General features: G+C 71.2%; 12 protein-coding genes. 9 read left to right on the top strand and 3 right to left on the bottom strand.

The features are described from left to right. Positions 1-177 precede the first annotated feature (177 nt). Genes AB0G15_RS00835 through AB0G15_RS00810 form a run of 6 tightly spaced genes read left to right on the top strand, consistent with a single transcriptional unit; the run spans position 178 to position 12,299 of the window. Positions 178-1,641 (top strand): class I adenylate-forming enzyme family protein, encoded by a 1,464-nt coding sequence (locus AB0G15_RS00835; protein ID WP_362834314.1) that lies wholly within the window; start codon positions 178-180, stop codon positions 1,639-1,641. After that, the gene (locus tag AB0G15_RS00830; RefSeq protein ID WP_362834313.1) at positions 1,641-3,422 is read left to right on the top strand and encodes a condensation domain-containing protein; all 1,782 of its coding nucleotides are present in this window, start codon (positions 1,641-1,643) and stop codon (positions 3,420-3,422) included. Before AB0G15_RS00835 ends, AB0G15_RS00830 begins: the two co-directional genes overlap by 1 nt. After that, positions 3,415-4,338, top strand: a complete 924-nt coding sequence (locus AB0G15_RS00825; protein WP_362834312.1) for a thiamine pyrophosphate-dependent dehydrogenase E1 component subunit alpha — start codon at positions 3,415-3,417, stop codon at positions 4,336-4,338. Before AB0G15_RS00830 ends, AB0G15_RS00825 begins: the two co-directional genes overlap by 8 nt. Further along, positions 4,329-5,312 (top strand): transketolase C-terminal domain-containing protein, encoded by a 984-nt coding sequence (locus tag AB0G15_RS00820; RefSeq protein ID WP_362834311.1) that lies wholly within the window; start codon positions 4,329-4,331, stop codon positions 5,310-5,312. Before AB0G15_RS00825 ends, AB0G15_RS00820 begins: the two co-directional genes overlap by 10 nt. Then, on the top strand, positions 5,305-6,543 hold the full coding sequence (locus AB0G15_RS00815) for a 2-oxo acid dehydrogenase subunit E2 (RefSeq protein WP_362834310.1): 1,239 nt from the start codon (positions 5,305-5,307) through the stop codon (positions 6,541-6,543). The genes AB0G15_RS00820 and AB0G15_RS00815 overlap by 8 nt, the downstream gene beginning before the upstream one ends. Further along, positions 6,540-12,299, top strand: a complete 5,760-nt coding sequence (locus AB0G15_RS00810) for an amino acid adenylation domain-containing protein (RefSeq protein ID WP_362834309.1) — start codon at positions 6,540-6,542, stop codon at positions 12,297-12,299. The genes AB0G15_RS00815 and AB0G15_RS00810 overlap by 4 nt, the downstream gene beginning before the upstream one ends. A gap of 136 nt (positions 12,300-12,435) precedes the next feature. Here the strand turns inward: AB0G15_RS00810 and AB0G15_RS00805 are convergent, their stop codons facing one another. Together AB0G15_RS00805 and AB0G15_RS00800 are read right to left on the bottom strand one after the other, a co-directional pair. Continuing rightward, positions 12,436-12,807, bottom strand: coding sequence for a DUF4186 domain-containing protein (locus AB0G15_RS00805; protein ID WP_362834308.1), 372 nt, complete (start codon positions 12,805-12,807; stop codon positions 12,436-12,438). A 63-nt stretch (positions 12,808-12,870) separates the two neighbouring features. Beyond that, the gene (locus tag AB0G15_RS00800; protein WP_362834307.1) at positions 12,871-13,845 is read right to left on the bottom strand and encodes a WYL domain-containing protein; all 975 of its coding nucleotides are present in this window, start codon (positions 13,843-13,845) and stop codon (positions 12,871-12,873) included. Positions 13,846-13,982: 137 nt separating this feature from the next. Between AB0G15_RS00800 and AB0G15_RS00795 the strand changes: the two genes are divergently transcribed. Both AB0G15_RS00795 and AB0G15_RS00790 read left to right on the top strand, forming a co-directional pair. After that, complete coding sequence (locus tag AB0G15_RS00795) at positions 13,983-14,378, top strand: RidA family protein (RefSeq protein ID WP_362834471.1); 396 nt, start codon at positions 13,983-13,985, stop codon at positions 14,376-14,378. Positions 14,379-14,508: 130 nt separating this feature from the next. After that, positions 14,509-14,985: a DUF488 domain-containing protein gene (locus tag AB0G15_RS00790; protein ID WP_362834470.1), complete on the top strand. Its 477-nt coding sequence runs from the start codon at positions 14,509-14,511 to the stop codon at positions 14,983-14,985. Positions 14,986-15,130: 145 nt separating this feature from the next. On the opposite strand, the gene AB0G15_RS00785 is transcribed toward AB0G15_RS00790, so the two are convergent. Next, complete coding sequence (locus AB0G15_RS00785; RefSeq protein WP_362834306.1) at positions 15,131-16,144, bottom strand: methyltransferase; 1,014 nt, start codon at positions 16,142-16,144, stop codon at positions 15,131-15,133. An 898-nt stretch (positions 16,145-17,042) separates the two neighbouring features. On the opposite strand from AB0G15_RS00785, the gene AB0G15_RS00780 reads away from it, so the two are divergent. Then, positions 17,043-18,362, top strand: coding sequence for a replication-associated recombination protein A (locus AB0G15_RS00780; protein ID WP_362834305.1), 1,320 nt, complete (start codon positions 17,043-17,045; stop codon positions 18,360-18,362). Positions 18,363-18,431: the final 69 nt, after the last annotated feature.

Here is an 18,431-nt window from a genome sequence, read left to right as displayed (position 1 = left end):
CACTTTCGCGTGGGTTTTGTTGCCTCTGTGAACCTCTCCCCAAAGTCTTGCGCACCCCTTACGATCATGTAAGACTGACGCTCGATTTTAAATAGTAAAGATTCTTTCCTGTAGTGCCCTCGGTGTCCGCACACACCAAGGGCATATACATCCGATCTTTAATGGGAGGTTCACTTGGTGAACCTGACCGTCCCCCAGCTGCTCGGAGACCGGGCCCTCACCGACCCCGACGAGGTCGCGCTGATCGTGCACGGCTCGGCTCAGCTCACCTACCGCCAGTGGCACGAGCGTTCCGTCGCGCTCGCGAACAGCCTGGTCACGCGCGGTGTCGGCCGGGGCGACCGGGTGGGCCTGGTGTTCGGCGCCGCGGACTGGGCCGACTACGCCGTGGCGTTCTGCGGGGTCCTGGCGGCCGGAGCGGTGGCCGTACCGCTCTCCGACCGCCTCACCCTCGACGACCTGCGCTTCATGCTGGACAACTGCCGGGCGACCGGCGTCGTCCACGCCGCGGGCCTCGCCGTGCCGGAGATCGGCTGGAGCGCCACGGTCGACGGCCTGAACGTCGAAACGTCCTATGAGATGGCCGATATCGCGCCTCCGGAGCCCCCGGAGCCCGGGGATCTCGCCCAGATCCTCTACACCTCCGGTACGACCGGCCGTCCCAAGGGCGTCTCGGCGACCCATGCCAATCTGGCCTACGGCTGCGGTGCCAAGCGCCGCCCGTTCGCGCACTCCCGGCATCTCGTCCACGCCTTCCCGATCGGGACCAACGCCGGGCAGGCGATGCTGATCAACGCGCTCGACGCCCGGCCGGCCGTCGTGACGCTGCCGCGCTTCACCCCGGCCCGCTTCGCCTCGCTGATCGAGTCCTACCGCGCGGGGACGGTCTTCCTGGTCCCCGCGATGGCCATCGAGCTGATCAACGCGAAAGTGGCCGAACGGCACGACCTGTCCAGCGTGCTGCTGCTCGGCTCGGCCGCCGCGCCGCTGCCCTCGGCCGTCGCCCAGGCGCTGACCACGGCCTTCCCCAACGCGACGATCACCAACTACTACACCTCGACCGAGGCCGCCCCGGCTCAGACGATCATGATGTTCGACCCGGACCGGCCGGGAAGCGTCGGCCGCGCCATCGCCGGGGGACGGGTCAGGATCGCCACCGCGGAGGGGGAACCGCTGGCGCCGGGGGAGACCGGGGAGGTATGGATGCGATCTCCCGCGGCGCCGCGCGCCTACTACGGCGACCCCGGCAGCGGGACCTTCCGCGACGGCTGGGTGCGGATGGGCGACCTCGGCTACATCGACGCCGACGGCTACCTCTACCTCGTCGACCGCGAGAGCGACGTGGTGAAGTCCGGGGCCTTCAAGGTCTCCACGATCCACGTCGAGGAGGTCGTCTACCGGCATCCGGCCGTGATCGAGGCCGCCGCGTTCGGGGTCCCGCACCCCGTGCTCGGAACCGTCGTCACCGTGGCCCTCGCCACCAGGGAACCCCTCACGCCCGAGGACCTGCGGATCTTCCTCAAGGACCGCCTGGCCCCGCACGAACTGCCCGCGCACGTCATCACGGTCGACGCCCTGCCGCGCAACGCCGGCGGCAAGGTCGACAAGAAGGCCCTGCGCCGGACGATGGAGGGCGCGTGATGGCCGGGGTCCCGTCCGGGAACACCTCCGGGGCGCCGCGGGAAAGCCCGTCCGGACCCGTGCCCGCGAGCGCTTCCGAGCCCGTGCCCGGACCCGCGTCCGCGGGCCTGCCGGAGGTCACGTTCACCCAGCAGGGGATGTGGGTGACCGAGCAGACCGTGGGCGGGGGCGCCGCCTACCACATGCCGATACTCGTCCACATGCGCGGCGACCTGGACACCGGTGCGCTCCTGGCGGCCTGCGCGGCGGTGGCCGCCCGGCACCCGATGCTGGGCAGCGTGGTGGCGGAGGTGGACACCGAGCTGCGGCTCGTGCCCGGCGCCCAGGTCCCGGTACGCGAGGTGTCGATCTCCTCCGGCCCTGTCGACTCCGATGCCGTCGCCGGAGATTCCCCGCCGGATTCCTCGTCCGAGAGCGGCGAGGACGGTGAGAGCGGCGAGCGGTACGGGCGGGCCGTACAGGAGGCGGTGCGGGAGGAGATCCTGCGCGAATTCGACCTGGAGAAGGGGCCGCTGGCCAGGTTCACCCTGTTCGGGATCGGCCCCGGGCGGCACCTGCTCCTCTTCGTCGCCCACCACCTGGTCTTCGACGGCCAGTCGAAGGACATCCTGGTGCGCGACCTGGCCGCCTTCTACAACGGCGAGCCGCCGCCCCCGCTGCCCGCGATCGACCACGGCCGGGCCGAGCGCGACCGGGTGGCCGCCCTGCTTCCCGGCGCGCGGGAGTTCTGGAAGCCCCGCTGGCGCGATCCGGGTGAGACCGTCGTACTCGGCCGCGCGCTGCGATCCCGGCGGGCGGGCGAGGGCCGGGTGCTGCGGTTCACCGTCGATCCGTCGATCACGCCCCGCTCGCCGTCCGTTCCGTCTTTGGATCCTCCCTCGGCGTCCGTTCCGTCTTCGGGCTCTTCCTCGGCGTCCGTTCCGTCTTCGGATTCCCCTTCCGTGTCCGTTCCGTCTTCGACCCCCTCTTCCTCCTCACCCACGCAGCCTCCCGGCCTGACCCGGTTCGAGGTGCTGCTCGCCGCGCTGCACACCCTGCTCCTCGGCTACGGCAATTCCGCGGTCACCACCGCCGTCGACCTGTCCACCCGGCCTCCCGAGGCCGCCGGCCACATCGGCCTGTTCGTCAACGAACTCCCGGTCGCCTCCAGCCCGTCCCCGGAGGCGACCTTCCGCGAGTTCGCCACCGCACTGCGCGCCGAGCTGCGGGAGGTCTACCGGTTCCGCCAGGTGCCGCTCTCCCGGGCGATGCCCCGCCTCCGGCCGCACGCCGCGCTGGTCCCCGTCTCCGTCAGCTACCGCACCCGCCGCGACGCGGACCCGGTGTTCGCCGGGCTCGACACGTCGGTGGAGTGGACCGTCTTCAACCACGCGGTACGCGGCGCGCTGCACCTGCAGTGCGTGGACGGCCCCGGCGGGCTGCGGATCAGCCTGCGTCACGATCCCGAGACGGTGCCCGACGCCGCCCGGGTCGCCGACGACCTGCGTCTCCTTCTGGAACGCGCCATGCATGACCCTGACCTGTCACTGCACGAAATTCTGGAGAACGAGATGGGTTCCGTCACCACGCTGACCGACCAGGTGCGCGAGATCTGGGAAGAAGTACTGGGCATTTCACCGATCGCCGATGACGACGACATCTTCGATCTGGGTGGCCACTCCCTCACCATCACGCAGATCATCGCCCGCATGCGCAAGCGCCTGGACATCGAGGTCTCCCTGGACGCCTTCTTCGACAACCCGACGATCGCCGGGATCGTGGATTCACTCGGCGATGACTGAGACCCTCGACGGCCTCCGTCTCTCCCCCCTCGCCGACGAAGACCTGGAGCTCCTGCTGCTGGTCCGGCACTTCGAGCTCAAGCTCCTGGAGCTGTACGGCAGGGGCGACCTCAACGGCACCACGCACACCTGCCTGGGCCAGGAGTACGTCCCGGTCGCGCTGCGCTCCCTGCTCGGCCCGGCCGACCACGTCTTCAGCAACCACCGGGGACACGGCCACTACCTGGCCAGGTTCCGCGACCCGCACGGCCTGCTCGCCGAGATCATGGGAAGGGAGGGTGCGGTCTGCGGAGGCGTCGGCGGCAGCCAGCACATCCACCGCGACCGCTACATGTCCACCGGCGTGCAGGGCGAGAGCATGCCGGTCGCCGCCGGGGTCGCGCTCCACCTCAAGCGCTCCGAACCCGGCACCCTGGCCTGCGTGCACATCGGCGACGGCACCTGGGGCGAGGGCGCGGTCTACGAGGCGCTGAACCTCGCCGCGCTCTGGAAGCTCCCGCTGCTCGTCGTGGTGGAGAACAACGGCATCGCCCAGTCCACCCCGACCTCCGCGCAGATGGCCGGCACGGTGGCCGGCCGGGCGGCGGCCTTCGGCATCCCGCACCGGCCGGTCCTCTCCAGCGACGTCAACGAGATCCGCCTCTCACTGGAACGCGAGATCGCGCGGGTGCGCGAGGGGCAGCCGCTGGTGGTCGAGTTCGTCACCCACCGCCTCGGGCCGCACAGCAAGGGCGACGACATCCGCCCGGCCGACGTCGTACGGGCCGCCAGGGACAACGACTGGTACGCCCGCTACGCCCACGACCATCCCGAGCACTTCCACCGGTTCGACGGCGCCGTCAAGGCCGAGGTCGAGGCCGTCGCCGACGAGGTGGCCGCGCGCCCGCCCTCCCGATGGGAGGGGTCGTGCGCGTAGCGGAGAACCTCAACGCCGCCCTGCACGGGCTGCTGGACGACGACCCCACCGCCTACGTGCTCGGCGAGGACATCCTCGACCCGTACGGCGGCGCCTTCAAGGTCACCAAGGGGCTGTCCACCCGCTTTCCCGAGCGGGTGATCGGCACCCCGATCAGCGAGGGCGCGCTCACCGGCGTCGCGGCGGGACTGGCGCTCACCGGCAACACGGCCGTGGCCGAGATCATGTTCGGCGACTTCGTGGCACTCGCCTTCGACCAGCTCTGCAACTTCGCGAGCAAGTCGGTGTCGATGTACGGCAGGCGGCTGCCGCTGCGGATGGTGGTGCGCTGCCCGACCGGCGGCGGCCGGGGCTACGGTCCCACGCACAGCCAGAGCCTGCAGAAGCACTTCGTCGGCATGCCGGGACTGTCGCTGTACGAGATGTCCCCCTTCCACGACAACCGCGCGGTGTTCGCGGCGATGCTGGAACGGGGCGAGCCGTGCGTGTTCTTCGAGGACAAGGTCCTCTACACCCGGCAGATGGAGCGGGTTGACCCGCTGTTCCTGACGCGCCGCGACGGGGACCTGGCGATGGTGGACATCCGCGACGCGGGCGACCGTCCCGACTGCGTGGTCATCGCCCCAGGAGGGATGGTCCACCGGGTGCTGGGCGCGATGCGCTCCCTGATGATGGAGGAGGAGATCTCGGTCCGGCTGCTCGTCCCCTCCCGCCTCTACCCGCTGGACGCCGACGCGCTCCTGCCCCACCTCGGGGACGTCGTCCTGGTCGCGGAGGAGAGCACCGCCGGGGGCACCTGGGGCAGCGAGGTCGCCCACCTGCTGCACGCCCGCCTCTGGGGTCGCCTGCGCGGGCCCGTCCGCCTCGTCCACTCGCGAGCCTCCGTCATCCCCACCGCCGCGCACCTGGAGAACGAGGTCCTGGCCGGGGAGTCCACGATCCACCACGCCGTACGGGAGGCCCTGCGTGGCTGACATCCACGTCCCCAAGCTCAACAACAACGACACCGAGTACCTGATCGTCGAGTGGCTGGTGGGGAACGGCAAGCCCGTCATCGCCGGGGAGCCGATCGCCGTCCTGGAGACCTCCAAGGCGGCCGACGAGCTGGAGTCGGGGGAGACCGGCTACCTGCACCACGCCGCCGCCCTCGGCACCTGGATCGCTCCCGGCGCGCTCCTCGCCCGCGTCACCGCCGAGGCGGCCCCACCGCCCGCCCCCGCGCCCGCCTCCGTGTCCGATGACGTGCCCGAGGTCGTGGCCCCCGCGGAGACGGTGGGGCAGCAGGACGCGCCGGTGGCGGAGCCGGTCGTCACCGCTCCCGCCCGCGCCGCCATGGAGGAGCTCGGCGTCTCCCTCGCCGAGGTCGCGTCCCTGGGGCTGACCGTCGTCCGCAGGGCCGACGTGGAGGCCGTGGCCTCCCGCCGTACCGGGCAGACGGCCTCCGACGTGCGCGAGGACGCGCGGGAGGGCGCGGGGCAGGACACCCGGCAGGACGTGCGGGAGGCCGTGCCGGGAGACGTGCTGGAGGACGTGCCGGAACCGGTCGTGAACGTGGGCGCGCACCGCCTCTCGCGGGTGCAGCGGGCCGTCGCGCGCGCCGTCACCACCTCGCACGGCACCATCCCCGCCGCGTACACCGTCGTGAGGTTCGAGGTGGGCCCGCTGCTGGAGCGGGCCAGGGGGCTGAGCAGGGAGGTACGCAGGCCGGTCGGGCTCGCGGAGCTGTTCGTCCAGGCCGTGGCCGCGCTGCACCCCGCGTTCCCGCTGTTCTTCGCCTCGCTCGACGGGGACCGGGCGCATCCGGCCGACGCCCCGCGCGTCGGCGTCACGTTCGACATGGGCGAGGGCCTGTACGTGCCGGTCGTCCACGACACCGGCTCGCTCAAGGCCATCGCCGACGCGCTCATGCGCTACCGGCTCGCCGCCACCGAGGGCGACTTCCGTGAGAAGGACCTCACCGGTGCCAACATCGCCGTCACCCTGCACACCGACGCCGACGTCGTCCTCGCGATCCCCCTCATCTTCCCCGGTACGGTCTGCGCCCTCGCGATCACCTCGCCGCAGCCCGAACCGGCACTCGCCGAGGACGGCACGGTGACCTCGAGGACCGTCGCCAACATCGGCCTCGCCTACGACCATCGGCTGATCAACGGCAGGGACGCCGCGCTCTTCCTCGCGGCCCTCCGGACGGAGTTACACGCGTGACCGAGACAACGCTGTCGGACGCCAAGAAGGCGCTTCTGGCCAGGCGGCTGAAGAGCCGGGGAGAGGCGCGGGCCACCGTTGCCCGCCGCGCCCCCGGAACCGTCCCGCCCCTGTCCCACGCCCAGGAACGCCTGTGGTTCCTGGAGCAGTACCGGCCGGGCACCACCACCTACACCGTCCCCGTCGCGGTGCGCCTGCGCGGGGACCTGGACGCCGGCGCGCTGCGCCGGGCGCTGGACGAGATCGTCGCGCGCCACGAGGCCCTGCGGACACGGTTCCTCACCACCGACGACGGCACCCCCGAGCTGGTCATCGACGAGCCGGGTCCCGCCGCGCTGCGCGTCGTCGAGGCGGACGGCGTGGACGCCGCGATCGAACTGCTCGACGCCGACCTCGCCGTCCCGTTCGACCTGGAGCGCGGCCCGCTCCTTCGCACCGTGCTGGTCAGGATCGCGCCGGACGACCACGTCCTCCTCATCGCCGCCCACCACACCGTCATCGACGGCTGGTCCAGCGACCTGCTCATCCGCGAGCTGCTCGCCCTGCACGACGGCGCCACCCCGCCGGCCGCGCCGGTCGGCTACGGCGACTACGCCCTCTGGCAGCGGGGCCGCGACCACCGCCGCGAGATCGACCACTGGCGCGACCGGCTCGCCGGGCTGCCCGCCATCGAGCTGCCCGTCGACCGGCCGCGCCCCGCCGAGCAGCGCCACGAGGGAGCCGCCCTCGACGTCCGGGTGGACGCGGACCTCACCCGGCGGCTCGCCGAGCTGGGCGCCGCGGCCGGTGCCACGCCGTACATGACGCTGCTCGCCGCCTTCCAGGTCCTGCTGGCCCGCTACTCGGGGCAGACGGACTTCGCGGTCGGCTCCCCGGTCGCCGGGCGCGGGCTGCCCGAGCTGGACGGGGTCGTCGGCATGTTCGTCAACACCCTGGTCCTGCGCGCCGACCTGGCCGACGACCCGTCGTTCACCGCCTTCCTGGCCCGGACGCGCGAGACCGCGCTGGACGCCTACGCGCACCAGGAGCTCCCGTTCGACCAGCTGGTCAGCGAGCTGAACGTGGTCCGCGACGTGAGCCGGTCGCCGCTCGCGCAGGTCACCTTCGCGCTGCAGAACTTCAAGGCGGGCCAGGAGGACGGGCGCGTCTCCTACCTCACGCTCCCGGCCAGGACCACCCGCTTCGACCTCGGCCTCTACCTGTTCGAGAGCCCGGACGGCGGGCTGGCCGGCCACCTCGCCTACAGCACCGCCCTGTTCGACCCGGAGACCGTCGAGCTGCTGGCGGCGCGCTTCGAGACGCTGCTGCGCTCGATCGTGGCGGACCCGGACACGCGGGTGGGGGAGCTGTCGCTGCTCTCCGGCGACGAGCGGGAGCTGGTGCTGGGCTTCGGCACGGGACCGGCCCTGCGGCCGTCCGGCCACGACCTGCTGCACGACCTCGTCACCGCGCAGGCCGCGCTCACCCCCGGCGCGACGGCCGTGGTCCACGAGGGCTCGCCCGGCCCGGGCACGGTGCCCGCGGCGCGCGGCGGCTCCGGCCCGCGGAAGGCGTCCGCGGCGGGTGGCGGCTCGCGTCCGGCGTCCGGGGCGCCTGGCGGCTCCGGTTCCGGGAAGGCGGGCGGCGGCTCGCTGACGTACGCCGAGCTCGACGAGCGCTCCACCGGGATCGCCGCCCTGCTGAGGAACCGTCACGGCGTGGGCCCCGACACCAGGGTGGGCGTCTTCCTCGAACAGTCCACCGACCTGGCCGCGGCCGTCGTCGGCGTGCTGAAGGCCGGCGGCGCCTACGTGCCCCTCGATCCCAAGCAGCCCCGCGACCGGCTGGGGTACATGCTCGCCGACGCCGGGGCCGTCGCCGTCCTGACCACCTCCGCGCTGCGCGACCTGCTTCCCGGCGTTCCCGGCGTCGCGGTGATCTGCCTGGACTCCGAGGCGCTGGACGAGACCGGGTTCGAGCCCCCTGAGGTCTCGCCCGGCCACCTCGCGTACGTGATCTACACCTCGGGCACCACCGGGCGGCCGAAGGGCGTCGGGGTGCAGCACCGGCAGGTGCTCAACTACCTCGCCGGGGTCGCGGAGCGCTTCGAGGTGGAGCCCGGCGCGGTCTACACGCTGTTGCAGTCGCTCTCGTTCGACTTCGGGGTGACGATCTTCTACCTGTCGCTCATGACCGGCGGAGAGCTGCACCTGGCCGACCCCCAGGCCCCCGCCGAGGAGCTCGCCGGGCTGCTGAGCGGCACCGACTACCTGAAGATGACCCCCTCCCACCTCGCCTCGCTGCTCAGCGCGGTCGACGACCCCTCCGAGCTGCTCCCGCGCAAGCTCCTCGTCCTCGGCGGCGAGGCCTCGAGGTGGAGCTGGGCGCGCGAGCTGACCGCGCACACCACGGTGGTCAACCACTACGGCCCCACCGAGGCCACGGTCGGCATCTCCACCCACGCCGTCACCGGCGAGCACGAACGGGCACTGAACCTGCCGATCGGCAGGCCGCTGCCCGGCGCCGGGGTCTACGTGCTCGACGAGCACCTGAGGCTGGTCCCGCCCGGCATGACCGGCGAGATCTACCTCGGCGGCGACCGGCTCGCCCGCGGCTACCTCGGACGCCCCGGCCTGACCGCCGAGAGGTTCCTGCCCGACCCGTACGGCGGGCCCGGCGCCCGCATGTACCGGACCGGCGACCTCGGCCGCTGGCTGCCCTCCGGCGACCTGTGCTTTCTCGGCCGCCGCGACCTGCAGGTCAAGGTCAGGGGCTACCGGGTGGAGCTGTCGGAGATCGAGTCGGTTCTCGCCGGCGAGCCGGGAGTCGCGCACGCCGTCGTCGAGCTGCGCGCGGACCGGCTGGTCGCGTACGTGGTCGGCGAGGTCGCGGGGGAGCGGGTCAGCGTCAGCGAGCTGCGGGCACGGCTCGGCGAGCGGCTCCCCGAGTACATGATCCCCGGGCGGTTCGTCTGGCTGGACGAGCTACCCCTGAAGTCGCACGGCAAGGTCGACCGGGCCAGGCTGCCCGAACCCGACGAGGCGCGACCCGACCAGGAAGCCGGATTCGTCCCGCCGGAGACGCCCCTCGAAGAGGCGATCGCGGCGGTGTGGGCGACGGTGCTCGGACTGGTCCAGGTCGGCGTGCTGGACGACTTCTTCGACCTGGGTGGTCATTCGCTGCTCGCCGCACAGGTGGTCGCCCGCCTTCGGAAAGCCATTCCCGAAGGCGGGCGCCAGGTCACGATCCTGGACCTGTTCAAGAACCGGACCGTCCGCGAGCTCGCGCGGCTCGTCGAGACGGCCGACGACGGCCCGCGGATGCTGCTGCACCGGCTCACCCCGCCCCGCGCGGCCACCGCGACCATGGTCTGCGTGCCGTACGGCGGCGGCAGCGCGGCCATCTACCAGCCGCTGGCCGACGCGCTGCCGCAGAACTGGGCGCTGCACGCGGTCGCCGTCCCCGGCCAGGAGATGGGGCTGGTCGAGGAGACCAGGCCGGTGGGGGAGGTCGCGCGGGACTGCGTGGAGGAGATCCTCAAGGACGTCCGCGGCCCGCTCGCGCTGTACGGGCACTGCGGGCTCGGCGTCATGCTGATCGTGGAGATCGCCCGCCGTCTGGAGGAGATGGGCCGCCCGATCGAGGCGATCTACTTCGGCGGTGTCTTCCCCTTCGCCCGTCCCGCCTCGGTGCTGGCCAAGCTGTCGAACCTGACCGACCGCCTGCGCAGCGACCAGATCTGGGCCAACGCCCTGCGGGCCGCCGGTCTGGAGGTGGACGACCTGGAGCCCGACCAGCTCAAACTGGTGATCGACAACCGTCGCAAGGGCACCAGGGAGGCGGAACGCTACTTCACCCGCCTCTTCGAGGAGGGCGTCGAGCCGCTCGGGGCGCCGATCATCTCGGTGGTGGGCGACCGCGACCCGGCCACCGAGTTCCACCAGGAGCGCTACCGCGAGTGGCACCTGCTGAGCGACTCCACGGCCGTGGTCGTCCTCGACGAGGCCGGGCACTTTTTCCTGAAATATCGGGCGGAAGAGCTCGCCGCCATCGTCACCGGCACCCACCGGGCCATCGCCTCCCGCGACACGGCGAAGCTGGCCCGTACCCACCGGTCCACCTGGTGGCTCGGCGGCGTCTCCACCCAGGACGCCCTCGCGGAGCTCGCCCCGGCGACGGCGGCGCCCGCGCTCACCGGTGCGGGACCGGCCGCGCCCGCCTCCACCGGTCCGGGACCGGCCGCGCCCGCCTCCACCGGTCCGGGGACGTCCGCGCCCGCTCTTCCCGGTACGGAGGCGGAGACGTCCGCCCCTGCCGGTCCGGGCACGGGCGGGGCTCCACCGGGGACGGGACACCCGGCCGCGGTGGACCCCCCGGCGCGTTCCGGCCCGCAGCCGAGCATGAAGCGGTTCGCCGCCGTGGCGGCCGGACAGCTCGTCTCGATCGTCGGGTCGTCGCTGACCGAGTTCGCCATCCCGCTGTGGATCTACATCACCACCGGCTCCCTCCCCATGATGGCCCTGTTCTCCGTCCTCGCGCTGGTCCCCGGCATGCTGGTGTCCCCCCTGGCCGGTGCCCTCGTCGACCGCTACGACCGGCGCAGGGTCATGCTCGCCGGAGACTTCGGCGCGTTCGGCACCCAGCTGGCACTGGGCGTGCTGCTGTGGACCGGCAACCTGCAGATCTGGCACATCTACCCGCTCCTGGTCCTGCTGTCGGTCGCGCTGACCTTCCAGCGCCTCGCCTACAACTCCGCCATCCCGCAGCTGGTCCCCAAGCGCTTCCTCGGCCACGCCAACGGCGTGGTCCAGATGGTCACCGGCACCGCTCAGCTGGTCGTCCCGCTGGCCGCGGTCGGACTGATGGCCGTGATCGGGCTGGAGGGCATCCTCGTCCTGGACGTCGTCTCGTACGTCTTCGCGATCGGGGTGCTGGTCTTCGTCCGCTTCCCCAGGACCATGGCGTGGAAGCGCAGGGAGTCGCTGGTCGCCGAGATGGTCGAGGGCTGGAAGTTCTCCTGGGGCAACCGGGGCTTCCGCGGCATGCTGTTCTTCTTCGCGGTGCTGAACATCTTCCTGTCCCCGCTGTTCCTGCTCATCTCGCCGCTGGTCCTGGGCTTCGCCACGCTGGAGGACGTCGGCTGGATCTCCTTCTTCGGTGGCCTGGGGGTCTTCCTCGGCGGCCTGACCATGACCGTCTGGGGAGGCCCGCGACGGCACCGGCTGCGCGGCGTCATGCTCTCCACCCTGGTGCTGAGCCTCTTCTGCCTGGTCACCGGCCTGCAGGAGAACCTGATCCTGATCGCGGCCGGCGCCTTCGGGATGTCGTTCTGGCTGACCATGCTCAACGGCGTCTATGCGACGATCATCCAGGTCAAGGTGCCGCAGCGCTTCCACGGCCGCGTCATCGCGCTCAACACGCTCATCGCCTGGTCCACCCTGCCGGTCGGCTTCGGGCTGGTCGCCCCGTACGGCAGCAAGCTGTTCGAACCGCTGCTCGTCCCCGGGGGGCCGCTGGCCGGCACGGCCGGTCTCGTGCTCGGCACCGGCGAGGGCCGGGGCGTCGGCCTGATGTACGTGCTGTTCGCCGTCGCCATCGCGGCCACGGCGCTGGTCGCGATGCGGACCCGCACGCTGTCCAGGTTCGACACGGACGTCCCCGACGCGCTCCCGGACGACCTGGTCGGCTTCCAGGCCATCCAGAGGCGTCAGGAGCGCGAGCGTCAGGAAAGCGAGGGTGACGAGCCGGTCGCCGAGGTGATCTCGGCCCGGAGATGACACCGCGGCGCGGGCGGTCAGCCGGCCGCCGCGTCCGGGGACGGTATCGCTGATCTTCCGGCGACGGAGACAGGCTCGGACGGCGCCGGTGGAACAGCCCCTGCCGGCGATCGGGCGGCCGGGGCGCGTGCGGGTGTCACTGCGGCGGAGGGTGGGAGGCGTACTGATTCGTGATCCACCGGCAGATCGCCTCCACGACGTAGCCGCGCTCGGCGTCGTCGAGCTCGTGCCCGGCGGGGATGTCGTGCCAGCGCGCCAGACAGGTGCGACAGCACGTCGCGGTGGCGTGCTGGGCGACGAAGACGGGATGCCCGCGGTAGGGCGTCTGACGGCCGTCGTTGCGCGGTTCGGCCGGGGCCAGCCTGCGGCCGATCAGCTCCTCGGCGTGTCTGCGGACGGTTGTGATGCCGCGCAGGTCGACCACCGCGCGGTCCCGGCCACGCAGCCGGAACCTCGCGCGGAAGGGGTGCTGTCCGATCCGGTGCAACCTGGCGTCCAATTCGTCCATCACCGGAATCTACGCCCGCGCCCGCCTGACCGAGGTCGCCGAGACGATCCGCATCCCCGACTCTCAGGACGACACCCCGTAGCGGGCGGCGATCGCGACGGCGCGGTCGCGCAGGGAGTCACGCAGCCACTGCGGGGCCAGGGCTTCGGCGTTCGTGGTGAGCTGCCACAGCGCCCATTCGGCGTGTCTCGGATCCTGGAAGGTCACCTCCAGCCGCAGCAGGCCGTCCGGATCGGTCTCCTCGGAGAGGACGGCCAGCGCGGTGCCCAGCAGGTCCTCGCGCCGAGCCGGGTCCACCCGTACCAGCACGGTGACCTGGTCGCCGCCGGCCCGGAACCGGGTGCTGCGCTCCTGCCAGGCCCGGTCCAGATCGACCCGGTCCGGTCGCTGCGCGGGTTCGTCGAGCTCCTCGGCGGCCAGGACCCGAGACAGCCGGTAGGTGCGGTCCGCGCCGGATCTGGTGGCCAGCAGGTAGCCCCGGTCGCGTATGGTGACCAGCCCGATCGGGTCCACCGTGCGCCACTTGGGGACCTGGTCCACGGCCGCGTAGTGGATGCGCAGCCTGTGTCCGGCGAACACCGCGCGCAGGACCTCGGCCGCTACGGTGTCGGGCACCTCCTCGGCGGCCAGTCGGCGCGAGAGGAGGTCGCTCTCCGGGTCGATGAGCAGCCGCTCGGCCGCGCCGGCCGCGGTGTCCCGATAGCCCTCGGGCAGCGCGTCGACCACCTTGAGCATCGCCGACGCGAGCGCCGAGCCGAGGCCGAACGCCTGCGCGCCGCGCCGCGATCCGGCGACCAGCAGGGCCAGGGCCTCGTCGGGGTTCAGCCCGGTGAGCTCGGTCCGGAAACCGGGCAGCAACGCGAAACCGCCGTGCCGGCCGCGTTCGGCGTAGACCGGGACGCCGGCCGCGGACAGCGCCTCGATGTCGCGCAGCACGGTGCGGGTGGAGACCTCAAGCTCGCGGGCCAGCGCGGCCGCGGACAACCGGCCGTGCTGCCGCAGCAGCAGCACCAACGAGACCAACCGGTCGGCGCGCATGCAAGAACTTTAACCGCGATATACGACACAAGGTGTCGTGATTATTTGGGAGGCTCGTCAACGCGACCGAAAAGACGTCGGCTACCGAGCCGATCGACATGCGTGGTGTCGACGAATCGAATGGAGCGAATGTGGCAGTGGAGCGAACGGCGGTCAATCCGTGGACATGGTCGACGGAGCTGGGATACAACCAGGGTGAGGTCGTCTCCGGCCACACCCGGACCCTGTACATCTCCGGGCAGACCGCGATGAGCGGCGACGGCAAGCCCCAGCATACCGATGACATGGAGGCACAGCTGGCGCTGAGCCTGGACAACCTGGAGGCCGTACTCAGCGAGGCCGGCATGTCCCTCGCGAACCTCGTCCGGCTCAACGTCTACACCACCGACGTCGATCGCCTCTTCCAGCACTACGGCGTGCTGGCGGCGCGGTTGGGCGCCGCCAGGGTGACGCCGTCCACCACGATGCTCGGAGTGACACGGCTGGCGATCCCCGACCTGTTGGTCGAGCTCGAGGGAACCGCCGTCGCGTAGCACCACATCGCCGCCTCCGGCAGCAGTGCGACACCGCCGCCCTCCGGCGGTGGTGCGACACCGCCGCCTCCGGCAGCAGTGCCGGAGGCGGCACGATCAGTAGGCAGGTGGGTGATTTCCGGTGCTCAAGATGGCGACGATCGGTGTCTACGGTTTCGACGGCGAGTCCTTTCTGCGACGGCTGCGGCAGGCGGATGTCCGTCTGTTGCTCGATGTACGCCAGCGCCGTGGTGTCCGGGGCTCTGAGTACGCCTGGGCGAACTCACTCCGGCTGCAGGCGGCTCTCGCTCGTGCCGGGATCGCTTACGAGCACCACCTCGAGCTCGCTCCGACCACGGAGTTGCGTCAGCTCCAGTACGCCGAGGATGACCGTCAAGGGGTCGGCAAGCGCTCGCGCCGCGAACTCGCCGCCGAGTACACCCGCCGCTACACCACCGAGATCCTCGACCGTGCCGACCTCGTGCCGATCGTGTCGGCGGTGTCGAGCACCGGGACCGCGGCGCTGCTCTGTGTCGAGCGCGACGCCGAGGCCTGCCATCGCTCGTTGATCGCTCAGCGGCTGGCCGAGCAGCACCCCGTCGCGGTTGAGCACCTGCTCCCGCTGTGACGCGTTGACCCGACTCCTGAAGTTCGTGGCGGCGGTGGCCTGGAAGCACGCGGGCGTACGGCCCCCGTTCCCGCGGCGGTGGCTGTCCCCCAGGCAGCGTCGCCATCGTCCGCCGCGGGATCGGCGAGGAACAACGACCTCGGTGTTACGCCGAAGGACGTGGCGCCGCGATCATGGCGGTTGTCTCCATGGGCAGCTCGGCGACCCGTTCGACGTCCAGGCCGGCCCGGTTCAGCATCTCTTCGAACCTGTCGAGAGTGCGGTGCCTGCCACCGGTCGTCATCAGGAGGTGCAGATCCCACAGGGCGGGCAGCACGGTGGAGTCCTCGTCCACGACGACACGATCGATGACCAGCAGCCGCGACGAGGAGTCCGCCATGGCACGCCGGCAGTTCTCGAAGACCTCGACGACCGCGTCGTCCTCCCAGCCTGCCAGTACCCGGCAGAGAACGTAGACGTCCCCACCCTCCGGGACGGCTTTGAACATGTCACCCCCGACCAGCTGGACACGGTCCAGCCCGACCGTGGTGGCCAGGTGCTCACGCGCCGCGGGCATCATGTGCTCGCGGTCGAAGAGCGTGCCCCTGGCATCGGGTGTGGCGCCCAGGATCGCGGTGAGCAGGTGCCCGCCCCCTCCGCCCACGTCCACGACCCTCTTGCCGGAGAAGTCGAAGACCTCCGGCACCTGGTCGAAGAACATGTTTCCGGCGTTCATGGTGTGCTGGAAACGCTTTGCGGTGTCCTTGTCCTGACCGAGATAGGTGTAAAACGACTGGCCGTAGGCAACCTCAAAACCCGAACCGACCGTGCTGATGGCGTGGTGGGCGTGACCCCAGGCGTTATAGTACTCCTCGCCGTGGAGCAGGCACATGTCGCGCAGGGACTGAGGATCGTCGAGCAATGCCGCGCTCATAGGGGTATTCCGATAACCGGTCCGCCCGTTGCCCTCGAATACGCCCATGGCCACCAGAAGTCGCATCAGGCGGTGAATGCCCTCTTCCTTCGCCCCGGTCGATTTGGCGAGTTCGCCGCAGGTGGTCCGGCCGGCTTCGATATGATCCGGCAGCCCGAGTTTGACCGCGGTATAGAGGGCTTGCGCCCTCCACCCCCCGGTGATCATCTCAATCACATTCCGAGTCGTTTGAACGTCGACCGTCATTCCGACCTCCCGACCTTACGACAGATTTTTCTAACAGTACCGATCAAGGACAGGCGCCGGAAGACGACGATCCGGTTGAACAAGATCCTCACCGCCCGTCACGCCGTTGCCGAGGGTGGCGCCAGTGGGCCGGCAGGCGTGCCGGAAAGGGATGAATGGCCTGGTCAAGGGCTGTTCGGCCCGCGCCGCGATCCTGGCCGGGAAAAGCGTGCGAACCGGTGGGCGGCTGAATCGGTGTTTCAGCGCGCAGTTGTCCGATCAGGCCCGGACCGCCTTTTTCATGCGTCTCCCGTCGTGGCCGGGGTTCGGCTACGTCGCATCGGCGATCGATCGGTGCTCCCGGTAATCGTGGGCCGGCCGGCTTCGACGGACAAGGCCGAAGAGTTTGTCGACGACGCCCCCGGCGATCCCATCTCGGACCATCCTGTCAACACTCTTTCATTCGGCCCGTCCGCCTGCCCGTCGACGCCGTCATCATCAAGGCGTCACGGCGACCCGGTTGATTTCACCCAGTGCACGTCCACCCGATGCACAGGAATCCTTGAACTGGAAAGTTCTTGGCCGTTCGCGTCCTGGCCACGTTGTAAATGACAACAGACTAGGGTCCCATCATGAGCTACGAACCTACAGAAGGAGGTCCCACGCGCGTGTCCAGCAGAGTATTAACCACCGACCTTATCCCTGCCAACACCCACGGCTTTTTCATCGACGACCGTTACCTGGTCGAGATATTGGAGGACGTCGACCGTTTCAGGGCGCGGCCGGCCGATCAGGTGGTTCGGCGGGCCGAGCCACACCGCCACGCCGCCGGCGGCCGGCCCCGGCCCCGGCCCCGAGGCGTACTCCGTGCCGATCGCAGGGGGGAGCGGTGACCGCCGGGGCGGAAGGACTGTTCGAGTTGGCGCCGTCTGACACTCCGCCTGCGGAGCGGGTGCGGGCGACCGCGCCGTTGGCGGTGCGGATGCGGCCGCGCACGCTCGACGAGGTCGTCGGCCAGACGCACCTGCTGCGTCCCGGCGCGGCGCTGCGGCGGCTGGTGGAGGGCGGGGCGGCGGCGTCGGTGGTGCTCTACGGCCCGCCCGGCACCGGGAAGACCACGATCGCGCGCCTTCTCGGCACCGTCGGCACCCGGCACTTCGTCGCCCTCTCGGCGCTGTCCAGCGGCGTCAAGGAACTACGCGATGTGATCAACGACGCGCGCCGTCGCCGCGACCATCACGACCAGCAGACCATACTGTTCATCGACGAGGTGCACCGCTTCTCCAGGACCCAGCAAGACGCGCTGCTCGGGGCCGTTGAGGACCGTCTCGTGCTGCTCGTGGCGGCCACCACGGAGAACCCGTCGTTCTCGGTGGTGTCGCCGCTGCTGTCCCGGTCGCTGGTGTTGCAGCTCCAGTCTCTGACCGAGGACGAGGTCCGCGAGCTGCTGCGCCGGGCGGTGACGGATCTGCGCGGCCTCGACAGCGCGGTCTCCCTGTCGGGCGAGGCCGAGGACGCCCTGGTGCGCCTCGCCGCCGGCGACGCCCGCCGCGCGCTGACCGCGCTGGAGGCGAGCGCTGACGGGGTGGCGGCCACGGGTGGCTCGGTGATCGACGTGCCGGCCGTGGAGCGGGCCGTCACCGAGGCCACCGTGCGCTACGACCGGCAGGGCGACCAGCACTACGACGTCATCAGCGCGTTCATCAAGTCGATCCGCGGCTCGGACCCCGACGCCGCCCTGCATTACCTGGCCCGCATGCTCGTGGCCGGGGAGGACCCGCGGTTCATCGCGCGGCGGCTGGTGGTGCACGCCAGTGAGGACGTGGGGCTGGCCGACCCCACCGCGCTGCAGACCGCCGTCGCCGCGGCCCAGACCGTCGAGCTGATCGGGATGCCCGAGGCCCGCCTCGCCCTGGCGCAGGCCACCGTGCACCTGGCGACGGCGCCGAAGTCGAACTCGATGATCGTCGCGATCGACGAGGCCATGGCCGACGTCCGCGCGGGCGCCGTCGGCGCGGTGCCCGCCCACCTTCGATACGGCCGCTACTCAGGCGCCAAGAAACTGGGCAACTCGGTCGGCTACCGCTACCCCCATGCCGATCCCGACGGAGTCCTGGAGCAGCAGTACCCGCCGGACGCGCTGGTGGGGAAGGACTACTACCGTCCTACGCGGCACGGCGGGGAACGCACCCTGCACGAGCGCCTCGAGAAGTTCCGCCGCGCCGTCCGGGGAGGGTAGGGTCACCGCCGCGGTCCGGGGCCGCGCGTCCTTCTTCGCCTTCGGATCGGCTTCGCCGTACTCACGGTG

It is taken from the genome of Streptosporangium sp. NPDC023825, from assembly GCF_040639575.1.
In the GTDB taxonomy this organism is placed as follows: Bacteria; Actinomycetota; Actinomycetes; order Streptosporangiales; family Streptosporangiaceae; genus Streptosporangium.
Note: the sequence above shows the minus strand (reverse complement) of the source record. Positions and strands in the feature narration are given on the sequence as shown.

Excerpts from the sequence above, each read along its gene's own strand:
- AB0G15_RS00800 (WP_362834307.1), bottom strand. The coding sequence starts at position 13,845 with ATGCGCGCCGACCGGTTGGTCTCGTTGGTGCTGCTGCTGCGGCAGCAC.
- AB0G15_RS00830 (WP_362834313.1), top strand. The coding sequence starts at position 1,641 with ATGGCCGGGGTCCCGTCCGGGAACACCTCCGGGGCGCCGCGGGAAAGC.
- AB0G15_RS00790 (WP_362834470.1), top strand. The coding sequence starts at position 14,509 with ATGGCGACGATCGGTGTCTACGGTTTCGACGGCGAGTCCTTTCTGCGA.
- AB0G15_RS00785 (WP_362834306.1), bottom strand. The coding sequence starts at position 16,144 with ATGACGGTCGACGTTCAAACGACTCGGAATGTGATTGAGATGATCACC.
- AB0G15_RS00825 (WP_362834312.1), top strand. The coding sequence starts at position 3,415 with ATGACTGAGACCCTCGACGGCCTCCGTCTCTCCCCCCTCGCCGACGAA.
- AB0G15_RS00805 (WP_362834308.1), bottom strand. The coding sequence starts at position 12,807 with ATGGACGAATTGGACGCCAGGTTGCACCGGATCGGACAGCACCCCTTC.